This window comes from Pedococcus sp. P2_D9 (assembly GCF_056404275.1).
The window spans coordinates 96,232-111,663 of record NZ_JBFUEI010000001.1 but is presented as its reverse complement, the minus strand read 5'-3'; the positions used below and the strand labels follow the sequence as shown (position 1 = coordinate 111,663).

14 protein-coding genes and 1 rRNA gene are annotated in these 15,432 nt (G+C 71.7%); all 15 read right to left on the bottom strand.

From position 1 onward, the window contains the following. Nucleotides 1-29: 29 nt before the first annotated feature. On the bottom strand, nucleotides 30-692 hold the full coding sequence (locus tag AC1DXJ_RS00520; RefSeq protein WP_477636135.1) for an NUDIX domain-containing protein: 663 nt from the start codon (nucleotides 690-692) through the stop codon (nucleotides 30-32). Continuing rightward, entirely contained in the window at nucleotides 689-2,395 is a 1,707-nt protein-coding gene (locus AC1DXJ_RS00515) for a CTP synthase (protein WP_477612685.1), read from the bottom strand. The genes AC1DXJ_RS00520 and AC1DXJ_RS00515 overlap by 4 nt, the downstream gene beginning before the upstream one ends. A gap of 11 nt (nucleotides 2,396-2,406) precedes the next feature. Further along, nucleotides 2,407-3,546 carry a glycosyltransferase family 4 protein gene (locus tag AC1DXJ_RS00510; RefSeq protein WP_477636134.1) on the bottom strand — a complete coding sequence of 380 codons (1,140 nt, stop codon included), beginning with the start codon at nucleotides 3,544-3,546 and terminating at the stop codon, nucleotides 2,407-2,409. Further along, nucleotides 3,543-5,195 carry a murein biosynthesis integral membrane protein MurJ gene (gene murJ / locus AC1DXJ_RS00505; RefSeq protein WP_477636133.1) on the bottom strand — a complete coding sequence of 551 codons (1,653 nt, stop codon included), beginning with the start codon at nucleotides 5,193-5,195 and terminating at the stop codon, nucleotides 3,543-3,545. Before murJ ends, AC1DXJ_RS00510 begins: the two co-directional genes overlap by 4 nt. Before the next feature lie 13 nt (nucleotides 5,196-5,208). Beyond that, nucleotides 5,209-6,036: a hypothetical protein gene (locus AC1DXJ_RS00500; RefSeq protein WP_477636132.1), complete on the bottom strand. Its 828-nt coding sequence runs from the start codon at nucleotides 6,034-6,036 to the stop codon at nucleotides 5,209-5,211. 5 nt (nucleotides 6,037-6,041) lie between these two features. Beyond that, entirely contained in the window at nucleotides 6,042-6,983 is a 942-nt protein-coding gene (locus AC1DXJ_RS00495) for a copper transporter (RefSeq protein WP_477612681.1), read from the bottom strand. Further along, entirely contained in the window at nucleotides 6,980-8,164 is a 1,185-nt protein-coding gene (gene steA / locus AC1DXJ_RS00490; protein WP_477612680.1) for a putative cytokinetic ring protein SteA, read from the bottom strand. The genes AC1DXJ_RS00495 and steA overlap by 4 nt, the downstream gene beginning before the upstream one ends. Nucleotides 8,165-8,275: 111 nt before the next feature. Next, complete coding sequence (gene recN / locus AC1DXJ_RS00485; RefSeq protein ID WP_477636131.1) at nucleotides 8,276-10,012, bottom strand: DNA repair protein RecN; 1,737 nt, start codon at nucleotides 10,010-10,012, stop codon at nucleotides 8,276-8,278. Between the two features lie 55 nt (nucleotides 10,013-10,067). Then, a complete protein-coding gene (locus AC1DXJ_RS00480; protein ID WP_477632035.1) occupies nucleotides 10,068-11,030 on the bottom strand; it encodes an NAD kinase in 963 nt (320 codons plus the stop codon). 25 nt (nucleotides 11,031-11,055) lie between these two features. After that, nucleotides 11,056-11,862 (bottom strand): TlyA family RNA methyltransferase, encoded by an 807-nt coding sequence (locus tag AC1DXJ_RS00475; protein WP_477636130.1) that lies wholly within the window; start codon nucleotides 11,860-11,862, stop codon nucleotides 11,056-11,058. Then, entirely contained in the window at nucleotides 11,859-12,179 is a 321-nt protein-coding gene (locus tag AC1DXJ_RS00470) for a hypothetical protein (RefSeq protein ID WP_477636129.1), read from the bottom strand. Before AC1DXJ_RS00470 ends, AC1DXJ_RS00475 begins: the two co-directional genes overlap by 4 nt. Continuing rightward, complete coding sequence (locus AC1DXJ_RS00465) at nucleotides 12,176-13,021, bottom strand: hypothetical protein (RefSeq protein WP_477636128.1); 846 nt, start codon at nucleotides 13,019-13,021, stop codon at nucleotides 12,176-12,178. The genes AC1DXJ_RS00470 and AC1DXJ_RS00465 overlap by 4 nt, the downstream gene beginning before the upstream one ends. A 48-nt stretch (nucleotides 13,022-13,069) precedes the next feature. Next, complete coding sequence (locus AC1DXJ_RS00460; protein ID WP_477636127.1) at nucleotides 13,070-14,083, bottom strand: HAD-IIA family hydrolase; 1,014 nt, start codon at nucleotides 14,081-14,083, stop codon at nucleotides 13,070-13,072. Nucleotide 14,084: 1 nt separating this feature from the next. Beyond that, on the bottom strand, nucleotides 14,085-14,831 hold the full coding sequence (locus tag AC1DXJ_RS00455) for a tetratricopeptide repeat protein (RefSeq protein WP_477636126.1): 747 nt from the start codon (nucleotides 14,829-14,831) through the stop codon (nucleotides 14,085-14,087). Between the two features lie 474 nt (nucleotides 14,832-15,305). Further along, nucleotides 15,306-15,422 (bottom strand): 5S ribosomal RNA (gene rrf / locus AC1DXJ_RS00450). Nucleotides 15,423-15,432 lie beyond the last annotated feature (10 nt).

Sequence of the window (15,432 nt, the reverse complement as noted above, 5' to 3'; positions counted from 1 at the left end):
GGACCGCTCACCACACCCGGCCGATCCGACTACCCCCGGTATGCCGGGTGGCTCGGCCACGGGGCGTCGTGCGCCCGGAGCGTGGCCCAGTCCAGGTCCCGTGCCGCGAGGGCAGCGAGGACCGCGATCGCGATCGTGGCGTTGGTGACCCGCCCGGCGAGGACCGCGTCGCGCACCTCTTCGAGCGGGGCCCAGCGCACCGGCATACCGAGCTCCTCGCCATCTCTGGCATGGCGCTCGGACTCGGGGACGCGGGTGAGGTCGCGCGCCAGGTAGATCCGCAGGGCCTCGTCGAGGCCGCCTGGTGAGCTGACGTAGTCGGCGAGCACGTGCCAGGTCGCGGCGGTCAGGTCGGCTTCCTCGTGCAGCTCGCGAGCCGCACCCACGTGGGGCGGTTCCCCCGCGACGTCGAGGAGCCCGGCCGGGATCTCCCATTCGAAGGCCCGCACCGGGTGCCGGTACTGCTGGATCAGGCAGAGCCGACCCTCGTCGTCGATGGCGGCCACGGCCACTGCGCCGGGGTGACGGACGTACTCGCGGGTCACCTCGCCGGCCTCACCGAGGTCGACGCGGTCGCGGACGACGTCCCAGACCAGCCCGTGCATGACCACCTCGGAGTGGCGCACCGGCAGGGACTCGTGGCGGTCGGCGAGCTCTCCCGTGGCGCCGGACCCCCCGTGTCCCTCGCTCACGCGGAGGCGTCGACCGTGCTGCGCGGTCGCTCGACCTCGACCAGCCGGGCCGCACGCTGGGCGTTGATGGCGGCCTCGACCAGTCCCGCGAACAACGGATGGGCCCGGTGCGGTCGGGACTTGAACTCGGGGTGCGCCTGCGTGGAGACGTAGTAGGGGTGCACCTCGCGGGGCAGCTCCACGAACTCGACGAGGTTGTCGTCCGGCGACAGGCCGGAGAAGACCAGCCCGGCCTCTTCGAGCTGAGCTCGGTAGCCGTTGTTGACCTCGTAGCGATGCCGGTGCCGCTCGTCGACCGCCACGGCGCCGTAGGCCTCGGCGATGACTGATCCCTCGGCGAGCTTGGCCGGGTAGGAACCGAGGCGCATGGTGCCGCCGAGGTCGCCCGCGCCCTCGACGAAGGCCTTCTGCTCCTCCATCGTCGCGATGACCGGAGCAGGCGTCTGGGGGTCGAACTCGGTCGAGCTGGCGCCGGCGATGCCGGCGACGTTCCGGGCGTACTCGATGACCATGCACTGGAGCCCGAGGCAGATGCCCAGCGTCGGGACCTGGCGCTCGCGGGCCCACCGGAGGGCACCGAGCTTGCCCTCGATGCCGCGGACTCCGAAGCCACCCGGCACGAGGACGGCGTCGACCCCGCCGAGGGCCTTCTGGGCGCCGGACTCGGTCTGGCACTCGTCGCTGGCGACCCAGCGGATCGAGACCTTGGCGTCGTGGTGGAACCCGCCGGCCCGCATCGCCTCGGTGACCGACAGGTAGGCGTCCGGCAGGTCGATGTACTTGCCGACGAGGGCGATCTCGACGGTGTGCTCGGGGCTGTGCACCCGCCGCAGCAGCTCGTCCCAGTCGTGCCAGTCGACGTCACGGAAGTTCAGGCCGAGGCGACGGATGACGTAGGCGTCGAGCCCCTCCTTGTGCAGGACCTTCGGGATGTCGTAGATGCTCGGGGCGTCGACGGCCGCGGCGCAGGCCTCGGTGTCGACGTCGCACATCAGCGAGATCTTGCGCTTGATGCCGTCCGGGATCTCGCGGTCCGCACGCAGGACCAGCCCGTCGGGCTGGATGCCGACCTGCCGCAGCGCGGCGACGGAGTGCTGGGTGGGCTTGGTCTTGAGCTCGCCGCTCGGGGCGAGGTAGGGCACCAGCGAGACGTGCAGGAAGAAGACGTTGTCGCGGCCCACGTCGTGGCGGACCTGGCGAGCGGCCTCGAGGAAGGGCAGCGACTCGATGTCGCCGACCGTGCCGCCGATCTCGGTGATGATGATGTCGGGCGCCTCGGACCGCGAGACCCCGGGGCTGCCGGCCGCCTGGGCCCGCATGCGCTCCTTGATCTCGTTGGTGATGTGCGGGATCACCTGGACGGTGTCGCCGAGGTACTCCCCGCGCCGCTCCTTGGCGATCACCTGGTTGTAGATCTGCCCCGTCGTGACGTTCGCCCTGCCCACGAGGTTGCTGTCGAGGAAGCGCTCGTAGTGACCGATGTCGAGGTCCGTCTCGGCGCCGTCGTCGGTCACGAAGACCTCACCGTGCTGGAACGGGTTCATCGTGCCCGGATCCACGTTGAGATAGGGATCGAGCTTCTGCATCGTCACCCGCAGACCGCGAGCACGGAGCAGATGTCCGAGGCTGGAGGCGGTCAGTCCCTTGCCCAGAGAAGAGGCAACGCCGCCGGTTACGAAGATGTGTTTCGTCTGTTCCACCACGGGGTTCAAGCCTACGTCATCCCGGGCAGGGCTGAGTACCAGTCGTGCCAGCGACTCGCCGTGGCTTTGCCGTCGTCCCACGATGTGGCGCGCTCCCGGCCGGCCCTGGAGGCGGTATGCCGTGCGGCTGGGTCCGTGAGATAGCGCTCCACGGCGCCTGCGAGGGCCGAGGCGTCGCCCATGGGCACGAGGGTGCCCACGTCCGCCACGAGGTCCCTGAGGCCGCCGGTGTCGGTGGCCACGACCGGCACGCCCGCCGCCATGGCCTCCTGCACGACCAGGGCGCGTGCCTCCCAGCGGCTCGGGAGCACGAAGACCTCAGCCGCACGCAGCCAGCGCTCGGGCTCGGCCTGCGACCCGACGAAGTGGACCGGCGCACCGACGGCTTCGGCCCTCAGCCGCAGCCCGCGGAGCAGGCCGTCCTCACCATCACCCACGACCACCCACACCGCAGGTGGCGCAGGTTCCTCACCCATTCGGAACGATACCGAGGCCGCGGCGTCGACCAGCGTCTCGAGGTCCTTCTGCGGGGCGATCCTGGCGATGGTCACCATCAGCGGGACGCCAGCCGCGGTCTCGATTCCGTTGTCCCGCAACAGATCCACCGCCAACGCTTCGCGTTCGTCATCGCCCGGCGGCTCGTGGGTGAGTAGCCCGGGCACCCGCGGCGACGGCACCGGCGCGAGGCGTGGCTGGTGCGCGCCGTGGCGTCGAGCCTCGTCGACGAGGTCGCCGCTGGCGCCGGTGACCAGGGTGGCACGACGAGCGACGAAGCGCTGGACCGTCGTCGAGACGCGACCACGCAGACCGCCCGTGGTCAGGACGGCGTTGTGCTGGCTCACCACCACCGGGGTGCGCGTCCCGACGGCGACCAGGGTCGCCACCAGACCAGCCTGGTGCCCGTGGGCGTGCACGACGTCGGCACCCCGGATGAGGCGGCGCAGCCGCCACAGGTGGCGCAGCGAGCCGATCACCCCGGCTGCCCTGCCAGGCCACCACAGCCGTGCCTGCGCGATACCGAACCTGTCGGCGGTCAGCTGGTCGGTGACGAGGCTGACATCGTCGCCCAGCTGGCGCAGACCCTGCGCAAGGTCGACGGCATGGGTCCCGATGCCGCCGGTGCTGCGCCCGATGAGCATCACGACCTTCACAGTTCGCTCCCCCGGCGCCGACCGCGGCCACGCTCGCGCAGTGCCTGCATGGCCTTGCGGTCGGCCACCATCATCACGCCCAGGTAGGCCACCAGGGTCACCAGCCCGGTCAGCAGACCGCTGCCCAGGGCCGACCACAGGGAGTCCGGTGACAGGCCTCTCGCCACGGTGTCGCCCACTGCGAGGCCGACCGCCACCGCCACGACGGCAGCCCCGAGCGTCCGGCCCGAGCCTTGAACGGCCTCGGCGCCCCAGGCACTGCGGACCAGCAGGGCCAGCAGGACGGCCGAGACGGTCATGCCGAGGGTCGAGCCGACGCCGAGCAGGCCCAACGTGGTGCCGGCACCCGAGCCCTCAGGGATGAGCGCGATGGGGATGAGTGCGGCCAGGGCCCACCCGGCCGCCACGGCCAGGGCCGCATGGAGCGGGCGGCCTCGGACATAGAGAGCGCGGGTCAGCAGCGCGGCCACCGAGAAGCCCACGAGTCCGGGTGCGTAGGCCGACAGGGCACCGGGCAACGCTGCCAGGGCGGCGGCCCCACCGGCGTTGGCCGCGCTGTCGAACGAACCGAAGAACACCCCGACCGGGCGGGCGACGGCCATCAGCACGGTGACCGCGCCGGCCGTGAGCAGCAGGATCCCCCTGAGGGCGCCTGCCAAGGTGTCGCGCGCGGAGGTCCCGACCTGCTCCTGCAGCTCCTCGGCGGCGCTGGTGTGGGCCAGCGCGGGAAAGGCGGACGTCGCGATCGGGACGGCCAGCACGGCATACGGGAGCAGGTAGACCGCCTGGACGTAGGTGTAGACGTTGACGACACCGGTGTCGATGGTGCGCGGGGCGTGGGTGAGCCACAACGTTGCCGCGACCGCGGTCTGCTGTGCAACGAGGGCGAGGACGCCCGCAGCGGCGAGCGAGCCGGCGCGGCGGGCCACGCCGGCGGGAAAGGTGAACGTGGGTCTGAGGTGTACCCCGGCCCGCACGGCGGGCACGAGCAGCGGCACGCTCAGCACGACCACGCCGAGGGTGGTGCCACCCGCCAGCACCCACATCGCGCCGGTGGACAGGTCCGCGGGGGTGGTCCCGGGCGCGGCCGCGAACCGGTAGGCGACGTAGGCGCTGATGACCACGAGGCTGGACAGCAGGGGCGCCAGTGCTGCGGCGAGGAACCTGCGGTGGGCCTGCAGCACCCCAGCCAGCACGACGCCGACACCGTAGAGCGCCACCTGGGGCGCGAACACCACGAGCATCGTGGTGCCGAGCTCGGCGGCGCCGGCCACCCTGCTCTTGCGGAACAGGACGTCGCTGATCCACGGTGCCGACAGGGCCAGCAGGGCCGACAGGGGCACCAGCACGGAGACCGCCCAGGTGAGGAGGGCCGACGCGGTGCGGTCGGCGTCCTCGCTGCGACCGGACGCGAGCTGTCCTGCGATGAGGGGCACGGCGACGGCCGCCAGGGCCCCACCGGCGGCGACCTCGTAGACGACGTTCGGGAGCATGTTGACGGTCTGGTAGGTGTCGCCCACCCCACCGGCGCCGACGGTGCGCGAGAACACGATGGTGCGCCCGAAACCAGCCAGCCGGGCGAGCAGCGTCACGACCGCGATCACCGCCGCAGCCCTGGCGACCGACGTGCCGACCGACCTCGCCGTCATCGGCGGCACCGCATCATCGACGACCCAGGGCGTCCAGCTGGCGCAGCACCGGGGTGGACTCGATGACCTGGGTGAAGGACACCTTCTCGGAGGCCAGGGTCAGGGCGGTCAGGGCGCCGAGTGCCACCCATCGCCCCCGCCTACCGGTGCGCTGGACGAGTGCGGCGCCGAGCAGTGCTCCGGCGCTGTTGGCCCCGGTGTCACCCAGCATCGCCTCACCGGAGAGATCGGGACCCAGAAGCCCCACGGCGGCGCCGGCCGCGGCGCCCGCGGCAGCCCCTGAACGCGGTGAGGTCGCGGTGAGCGCGCCGAGCAGGATCGTGGCCTTGAGGGCGCGGCCGGGGCGCAGGTCGAGCAGGTTGAGCAGGTTCGCCGTGCCCGCGATCACCGCGCCGCCCACGAGCGTGTCGACAGCCCCGGGTATGCCGCGTGCCCCGGTGGCGTCGGCAGCGCGCGAGGCCCGGTCGATGAGCGCGGCCGACACCAGGCCGGTGATGCCGAGGCCGACGATCTTCACTGCGCCGGTGGTGACCTCACCGCGGGCCAGGGCGCTCAAGTGACCCTTGAGACCCTTGCTGCTGGAGTCGCCGGCCAGGTCGTCGAGGCCGCCGAGTCCGGCCGAGGCCACGGCGGCCACCACGGGGCCGGGGCCGGCACCCAGCAGGGCTGACGCGCCCGCGGCTCCGACGGCATACGCAGGACCCTCGAGGAGGGTGACCGTGCGCCCTGCGTGGTTGGTGCGGTCCCAGGTGACTGACCCGCCCGGCGGGCGCTCGCGCAGCAGACGCAGGGCGGCGGCCGCGAGGGCGCCTGCCACGGCGCCGGACACCAGTGCACGCACGGCGGCTACTTGGTCGCCAGCTGGGGGAACGCGGCCGCTGCGTCGGACGCGAGGCCGTACTGTCCCGACTTGCCGGCCTCCTGCTCGAGCAGTCCGAAGACAAGGCTGGCCTGGCCCATGGGGAGCTCGGCGTTGTCGACGGTGGACAGCACCTTGGCCTGGTCGCCGTCCTCACGGGCGGTGCTGATCACGGAGGTGGCGTTGGTCCCTCCCGACGCTGCGCTCTGGGCGATGAGGACCGCTCCGGCCCCCGCCCCGTCGAGCGCACCCGCCAGTCGGCTCAGGCCCGTCGCGCGCTGTTCGCGGGCCGTGGCGTCGGAACCGGTCACCGGTCCCGCCACGATGACGGCGATGGAGGACACCCCCACCTGGTCGGGGGTGTAGCGGATGAGGTCGCCCGTGCGCAGACCCTCGAGGGCTGCGGCGGCGCCCGCCGACGTCGAGCCCGCCTTGGCCAGCACCGACCGCGCGAGCACGTCGTTGACGACGTCCCCGCCGGACTGGTCCACAGGCACCCCGACCTGGCTGGCCAGCTGCTGGCCGAGGGTCGCCCGGAACGCGGCCTTGTCGGGGTCGATCCAGTTGTCCTGCACCGAGATCGTCGAGCCGACCACGGCACCTGCAATGGCCAGCGTGCCCTGCGTCGTCTTGACGAGGTTCGCGTCCGCACCGGGCAGCACGACGACAGTCACCGTCGTGCCCTTGAGCCGCTCCGCGAGCAGGCTGCGGTTGCTCGCGGAAGTGAACTCGTCACGGGCCTTGGTGCCCTTCTCGGCCACGTCGAGCTCACCCCGCAGCGCAGCCTTGTCGGCTCGCAGGTTCTTCACCTCTGAGGTGAGCGTGTTGCCGATGTCCTCCTTGAGCGGGCCGGCGCCGAGCACGATGCCCACAGCCAGGGCCATGAAGATCGAGACGATCGAGACGAGGTGGTAGCGAAAGTCGATCACGTGAGGATTCCTACGACGAAGGACCAGAAGTCGTCCCAGCGGGCGCCGAGCACCTGGAGGAACGCGCGCCCACCCGTCGTGGACCACAGCGCGGCGAGCAGGGCGCTGAGACCCACGAGCAACATGAGCGTGAGGGCAAGGTTGGAGATGCGCGAGCGGTAGAGCCGGCTGACCCCCTTGGCGTCGATGAGCTTGCCACCCACGCGCAGCCTGGTGAGGAAGGTGCTGGCCATCCCGCTGCGACCCTTGTCGAGGAACTCGACCAGGGTGGCGTGGGTGCCGACGGCCACGATCAGCTCGGCACCCTTGTCATCGGCGAGCAGCATGGCGACGTCCTCGCTGGTCCCGGTGGCGGGGAAGACGACAGGTTCGACGCCCAGCCGCCGAACCCTCTCCAGCCCGGGGGCATTGCCGTCGCGGTAGGCGTGGACGACGATCTCGGCGCCGCAGCGCAACGTCGAGTCGGACACCGAGTCCATGTCGCCGACGACCAGGTCCGGCTTGAGCCCGACCTCGAGGAGCGCGTCGGCACCCCCGTCCACGCCGATGAGGACCGGACGGTACTCGCGGATGTAGCTGCGCAACATGCGCAGGTCTTCCTTGTAGTGGTAGCCGCGCACGACGATCAACGCGTGCCGACCGTCGATCTTGGTCGTGATGTCGGGGACACCGACACCGTCGAGCAGGAGGTCGCGCTCCCGGCGGAGGTACTCCATCGTGTTGGCTGCGAACGCCTCGAGCTGGACGGCCAGCCCAGCCCTGGCCTCGACCATGGACGACGCGACCAGCTCGTGATCGAAGGCCTGGCCCTTGGCGACGACCTCGTCGCCCACCCAGATCTGGTCGCCCTCGATGCGGACCTGCTGACCTTCGTGCAGGTCGTGCATGACGTCCTTGCCGACGTTGTCGATCAGCGGGACGCCCGCGTCCACGAGAATCTCGGGCCCCAGGTTGGGGTAGCGCCCGGAGATCGACGGTGCCGCGTTGATCACCGCAGCCGGCCGACAGGCGAGCAACGCCTCGGCACTGACCTTGTCGATGTCCTGGTGGTCGATCACCGCGATCTCACCAGGTCGCAGGCGCTTGGTGAGGTTCTTGGTGCGGGCGTCCACGCGGACCAGCCCGCGTACCCCCGGGGTCTCGGGGTCGCGGGCGCGTTGGCGGGGGAACTTCAAAGGCATGGTGTTCCATCCTCCCATGGGCCCTTGCGTCTGCCGCGAGCCCCCACGCGGGAGCCCGAGGGCGACTTCGATCACGCCTGCGGTCAGCCCGCTGCTGTGCGGGCCCGCTGGTCAGACGCGGACCGTGGAGGTGTGGGCGGCAGCCGCCCGCCGGGAGGCGGTCTCCTCGACGAGCTCGCGGGCGTGGTCGAGAGCCGTGCCGGTGTCCACCCCGGCCATCATCCGCGCCAGCTCGCGGAGCCGCTCGTCGCCGTCGAGCGCGTGCACGCCACTGGACGTGATGTGCCCGTCGCTGGACTTGCGGACCACGAGGTGCCGGTCGGCGTAGGCAGCCACCTGTGGCAGGTGGGTCACCACCACGACCTGGGCGTGCTGGGCGAGCGCGGCCAGCCGCGCGCCGACGTCGAGCGCGGCAGCCCCTCCGACCCCGGCATCGACCTCGTCGAACACGAAGGTGGGGACGTCGGTGCCCCCGGCAGCGCCGGTGACCACCTCGAGGGCCAGCATCACCCGCGACAGCTCACCGCCGGAGGCCGCCTTGGCCACAGTCCGGGCGGGACTGCCGGGGTTGGCCGCCAGCAGGATCTCGACGTCGTCGCCGCCGTGGCCGGCCAGGCCGGCGGACCGGGGGCTCACGGCGACGTCGACCGTCGCCTGACCCATCGCCAGGTGGGCGAGCTCTCCGGTCACTGCGCCAGCGAGGCGCTTGGCCGCGGCACCCCGTGCCTTGGTCAGAGCTCGTGCCGCGTCTGCGCGCTCCTGGGTCAGCCGGACCACCTCGGGCTCCAGGGCCTCGATCCGGCTGTCCGAGCCCATGAGGGTGTCCAGCCGCTGCGCCGAGAGGCGGCCCCACTCCAGGACGTCGTCGATCGTCTCGCCGTACTTGCGGGTCAGCGCCGTGAGGTCGGCGCGGCGCTGCTGCACCCACGCCATCCGGGCGGGGTCGACCTCCACGTCGGTGAGGTACGCGCTCAGGTCGGCCGCCAGGTCGGCCGCCAGGTAGCCCAGATCGGCCAGCCGACGGTCCAGCTCACGCAGGGCTGGGTCGTGCTCGACCTCGCCCGTGAGGGCCTGACGCGCCGCGGCGATCCTCTCGACCGCGCTGGGGGCCGGCTCCGCGGCATACTCCTCCTCGCCCGCGAGGTGGTCGTGGGCGAGGGACGCGGCCCGGCGAAGGCCCTCGGCGTGGCCGAGGCGCTCGTCCTCGACGCGCAGATCGCCATCCTCGCCAGACTGCGGGTCGACCTGCTCGAGCTGCTCGAGCCCGTGCTGAAGGACCTCGATCTCGCGAGCCCGGTCGCGGGCCTGCTCGCGCAGTCCGGCCAGCTCGGCCGCCGCCGCCTGATGCGCGTCATAGACGTCGGTGTAGCGCTGCAGGACCTTGTGCAGGGGCGCTCCCCCGAACTGGTCGAGGACGGCGCGGTGCTGGTCGCTCTGCCGGAGCCGCCACTGGTCGGCCTGGCCATGGACGGCCACGAGGTGCTCGCCGATCTCGCTGAGCACACCCACGGGAGCCGTCCGCCCACCGACGTGGGCCCTCGACCGGCCCTCAGCCGACACCGAACGCACCAGCACCAGGCCGTCTGTCACGTCGGCTCCTGCCTCGGCAGCCCGCACCGCCGCGGGATGGTCGGACGCCACGTCCACGACACCCTCGACCACGGCGGTGCCTGCACCGGCGCGCACGAGTCCGGCGTCGGCGCGGGCGCCGAGGAGCAGTCCCAGGCCGGTCACCACCATGGTCTTGCCGGCGCCGGTCTCACCCGTGACGACGTTGAGCCCGGGGTGCAGCTCGAGGACGGCGTCGTCGATGACGCCGAGTCCCTGGATCCTCAGTTCGGACAGCACGGTGCACAGCCTCTCACGCACGGCCGACGCCGACGGTCAGGCTGGCGGTGGGGCTTCACCCCTGCTGGGGAAGGTGACCTGCTCGGGCGGCATCCTCGCGCCGTGCCTCGCCGCGCCAGCCGTGGATGGACAGGTCGAACTTGGCCACCAACCGGTCGGTGAACGGTGAGGTGGTGAGCCGGGCCAGCCGGACCGGTGTCTGCGACCGCACCACCTCGATGCGGGCGCCCGGTGGCAGGTCGACGGCGCGTCGGCCGTCGCACCAGAGCGCCCCGGTGCCGAGGGTGTCGGGGACGACCTCGAGGGCGAGGTGCGAGTTGGGTCCGAGCACCATGGGCCGGGCGAAGAGTGCGTGCGCGCTGATCGGGACCAGCAGGAGGGCTTCGACGTCGGGCCAGACCACCGGCCCTCCGGCGGAGAACGCGTAGGCCGTCGACCCGGTGGGCGTCGCGACGACCACACCGTCGCACCCCCAGGTGGTGAGGGGACGACCGTCGATCTCGGCGACGACCTCCAACATGCGTTCGCGGTTGGCCTTCTCGACGGTGACCTCGTTGAGCGCCCAGCTCGTGTAGACCGGATCGCCGTTGACGTGCGCCGTCACCTCGAGGGTCATGCGTTCCTCGACGGAGTACGTCCTGGCGACGATGTGCTCCACCGTGGCGTCGATGTCCTCGCGCTCGGCCTCGGCGAGGAAGCCCACGTGGCCGAGGTTGACGCCGAGCAGCGGCGCCCCGGTCCCCCGCGACACCTCGGCCCCGCGCAGGATGGTGCCGTCCCCACCGAGCACGCAGACCAGCTCGCACCCCTCTGCCGCGGCATTGCCGTCGTCGACCAGGGTGACGCCCGGGTGCTGGGACAGCTTCACGGCGGTGGCTTCGTCACGTTGGACGACCACCTCGATGCCGGCGGCGTACAGGCGCTTGACGACCTCCGCCGCGACGTCCTGGGCCTCCTGGCGACGCGGGTGGGCCACGAGCAGGACCTTGCGGCGCTGCGTGGTACTCCCTGGGCTCACGGTGCTCTCCCCACGATGTCGTCGGTCACGGTGCGGTCACCTCGTCGGCTCTGCTCACCAGAGCCTCCCACCCCATCGACTCGGCGTCGCAGGGGGTCAGCCACAACAGGTACTCCGCGTTGCCCTCGCTGCCCTCGATCGGGCTCCTGGCCAGGGCGCGCGGATGCAGCCCGGCCGCCACGGCTGCGCGGGCGACTTCGGTGACGGCCCAGGCCCGATCACCCTGGGTGCGGACGATGCCACCCTTGCCGAGCCGGGTGCGACCCACCTCGAACTGGGGCTTGACCAGCACCATCGCCTCGCCGGTGTCGAGGAGCAGCCCGCGAAAGGTGTCGAGGACCAGGGTGAGCGAGATGAAGCTCAGGTCGGCGACGAGCAGCTCGACCGCTCCCCCGACCTCGTCAGCGGAGAGGCCGCGGACGGTCGTGCGCGACCGGTCGGTGACCCTCGCGTCGGCGGCCAGCTCAGGCACCAGCTGGCCGTGCCCGACGTCGAGGGCGACCACGTGGGCGGCGCCGTGGTGCAGCAGCACCTGGGTGAACCCGCCGGTCGACGCGCCCACGTCGAGGCATCGCTTGCCTGCCACCGTGAGCCCTGCGGGTCCGAAGGCCTCCAACGCACCCACGAGCTTGTATGCCGCGCGACTCACCCACCGCGGTCCCTCCTCGCGCACCTCGATGTGCTGGTCGGCGCCGACCGGGGTGGCAGGTTTGGCAGCGGGCTTGCCCCCGATGCTCACGTCACCAGCGTCGATCAGGGCACGGGCGTGCCCCCTGGACCGCGCCAGTCCACGCCGGACGAGCTCGAGGTCGAGCCGGGCCGGGTCGCTCACTCGCCGCCGAGGTCGGACAGCCGCGACTGGAGGGTCTGCTGCACCCGCTGGCCTGCCTCGATCTGGGCGTCGAGGTCTTCGCTGGGTGCGTCCTTGAGGTCCTGCAAGGACGCGTCGATCACGATGTCGCCGGTGGCCTGGTCGCCCAAGCCCGTGCCGAGTGACTCGGCGCGGTCGGTCGGGTTCTCGTGCCGGGAGGCGCGGGCCACCTCGGCACGATGGCTGGTGTCCGGTGCTTCAGCCTGGACGTCACTCGGTGTATCGGGCTCGACGGTCGCGTCGGCCGCGACGGTCTCGTCAGGGTTCTGGTCGGTCACTCTGAGGCCTTCTTGGCAGTCGTGGAAGTCTTCGCGGTTGTGGTCTTCTTGGTGGCGGCCTTCGTCGCCGCGCTCTTCGTGGCCGTGCTCTTCGTGGGGGTGGCCTTCTTCGCGGTCGCCTTCCTCGCCGTGGCCTTCGTGGCTGTGGCCTTCTTCGCCGTGGCCTTCTTCACGGCCGGCGCAGTCGTGGTCGCTGTGGTCTTCTTCGCCGTGGCCTTCTTGGCGGTCGCCTTCTTGGCGGTGGTCTTCTTCGCCGCAGCCTTCTTCACGGTCCGCGCACTGGTGCTGCGCGCAGCCCTCTTGGCGGCGGTCTTCTTGGCTGCGGACTTCTTGGCTGCGGACTTCCTGGGGGCGGGAGTAGCGGCAGCAGCGGGTGTGGCGGGCGTCGACACAGCTGCCGGCTCAGCGGCGGGTGCCGGTGCCCGGTGGGCCGTCGTCACCGCTCCCGACACGCCGACCGAGCGAGCGAGCGGACTGCGCGAGGCTCCGGCGACCGCAGCCGCACCCGTGGCGGCGAGCATCGCCCGCAGCTCGGCCAGCTCCTTGGTGACCAGCGTCAACGCCGCCCTGGCAGCATCCACATCGGCAACGCGGGCTACGTCTGCCCTCTTCAGGGCAGACTCCACCTCACCCTGCACGAGGGTGAGCAGGTTCGCCCGGTTGGCGCGCGCAGCCTCGAGCAGCTGGTCGGCGAGTGTCGAGGCCTGCACTGCCCGGCGGGTGACCTCGTCGGCCCCGGGGAGCGCCAGCAGCCCCTGGGCCGCCTCCATCGCCCTGGCCTTGGTCATCTCGCCCAGCCCACTGGCGAGCTGCACATAGCTGCGCACTGATTCGAAAGCCACGATGGTCCTCCTCGACGGAGCGGCGGGATGCCGCTCGCGCCCCTCACGCTACTGCCACGCGTCGATCTCGGGAACGAGTCTGCGCACCGCGTCGAGATCGAGCTCCTCGTGGTCGAGCGCCTCGTGCAGGCAGGCCGTTCCGGCTCGAGCGGACTCGATGGGACTCCCGACGCTGGCAACGTCCCACGCGCCGTCGATGATGCGACGACGGTCCGCGCCACACACCCACCAGACGTAGTCGGTCTCCGCCGACTGGTACGGCTCCGTGAGTGCGCGCAGGTCCTCGAGAAGGTACGTGGGACGGAATGCGGCCGGCGCCACGGCCAAGCTGGACACCGTGTCGACCCCGGTCAGCACCAGTGCCGAGTCCATTCCTGCCTCCACGGCCCCGGCGACATCAGTGTCCAGGCGATCACCGACGGCCAGCACCTGGGCCGGCGACCGGTCGAGGCGCTGCGCGCAGAGCTGGTACAACGGCGCATGCGGCTTGCCGACGACGAGCGGGTCGCGGCCCGTAGCACGTTGCACCGCCGAGACGAGGGTGCCGTTCCCCGGAGCAGTCCCGCGGTGGGTTGGCAGGGTGCCGTCGGTGTTGGTCGCCACCCAGACGGCGCCCGCAGACACGGCATAGGCAGCCTCCGCGAGGTCCGCCGCGGTGACGGACGGCCCGTAGCCCTGGAGCACGCCGGCCACCGCGAGGTCCGGCTCGTCGCGCGTCTGCTGGGGCGTCGCCACCGTGAAGCCTTGGTTCTGGAGTGCTTCGCGGACACCCACACCGCCGATCGCCAGAACTCTGGATCCTGCGGGCAGCAGCCCCGACAAGGCGACCGCCCCGGCCTGTGAACTGGTCGCGACATCGCGTCCGGTCACGTGGAGGCCGAGGTCGGTGAGGTGCGCCGCGACCTCCTCGGGCGGGCGCGAGGCGTTGTTGGTGGCGTACACGATGGGCACGGTCAACGCGGTCAACGCGGTGACAGCGTGGTCCACCGCCTCGGGTCCGCGGTAGACCACCCCGTCGAGGTCACAGACCACCGCGGCATACCGCTCCACCAGCCCGGGCACGCTAGCGGGCGTCCTCGCCGGGAGCCCTTCCGCCAGCGGACGGGGTGTCTGCGGCGCTCTCGCCGTCGTCCGCGTCGTCCTCTTCACCCTCGAGCAGGTCGGTCAGGATGACGCCGTCCAGCTCGGCGAGACGCTCGGCGGCGTCGGTCTCCAGGTCGTCGTCAGCGTCGGCCGCCCGCGCGAACCACTCTCGGGCGTCGTCCTCACGGCCGAGGGCCAGGAGCGTCTCGGCGTAGGCATAGGACAACCGCGCCGTCCAGGGCTTGCGCCCCGCCTTGAGCTGGGGAATCTCCAGCGCCAGCTGGGCAGCCTCCAGCTGGCCGAGGTCGCGACGGATGCCGGAGATCACGATGGCCAGCTCCACCCGGTCCTCGACGGCCAGGGTCTTCGCCTCCGGAGACATGGCGAGCTCGAGGGCGCGCTCCTGCCGGCCGAGACCGCGTTCGCAGTCGACCATGAGCGCGAGCAGGTGCGAGGAGCCACTGAGTCGGCGCGCGGTGCGGAACTCGCTGAGGGCGCGTGCCCACTCCCCCTTGCGGTACGCCACCAGGCCGAGCGCCTCGCGGGCGGCCGGGACTCGTCCAGCCCGACGAACCGCTGTCTCCGCGTGGGCCTCAGCGCTCTCGAGGTCGTCCACCTCGAGCAGGGCCGCGGCCATCACCAGGTGTTGCGCCACCCCCTCGGCATTCTCCTTGCTCAGGGTGCGCAGCTGCTGGTGCACCGAACGATCCAGCTCCTTGCCCGTCACACCATCGGCGATGCGAGGTTCCGGCAGCTTGGGCTTCTTCGGGGCCAGACGTGGACCGCCGCGCTCGCCGTTGTCGAATGCACTGGCATCCCGTGCCCCACCGCGAGGTGCCGAACCGCCGCGGGACGCGGACGCGCCACGCGGGCTCGAACCGCCTCGACCACCGCGGTCACTGGCAGGGCGTCCGGTAGAGGGACGGCCACTGGAGGGACGGCCACTGGAGGGACGACCACCGGTGGGGCGACCACCACCCGATGAGGGACGACGGTCCTGGCCACCTCGGCCTGGCTGGTTCTCGGGCACGATCTGCTCCTCGCTATGCACGTAATCGGTCGCAGTCTACGGACTGCGGTCACCCCGGGCACCACCGCCCACGGGCTGCGGGACTTGGGCCGGGGCTCATGCCCCGGGAATCAAAGGCAAAAGGGAATGCAAAAGGGCCATCCCCGATGGGGATGGCCCTTTTGAAAGTATGTCCGGCTGCGTCCTACTCTCCCACACCGTAACCAGTGCAGTACCATCGGCGCTGAAGGGCTTAGCTTCCGGGTTCGGAATGGAGCCGGGCGTTTCCCCTTCGCTATGACAGCCGAAACTCTATGGA

Coding starts and splice junctions, on each gene's coding strand:
- murJ (WP_477636133.1), bottom strand. CDS start 5,195: ATGACGGCGAGGTCGGTCGGCACGTCGGTCGCCAGGGCTGCGGCGGTG.
- steA (WP_477612680.1), bottom strand. CDS start 8,164: ATGCCTTTGAAGTTCCCCCGCCAACGCGCCCGCGACCCCGAGACCCCG.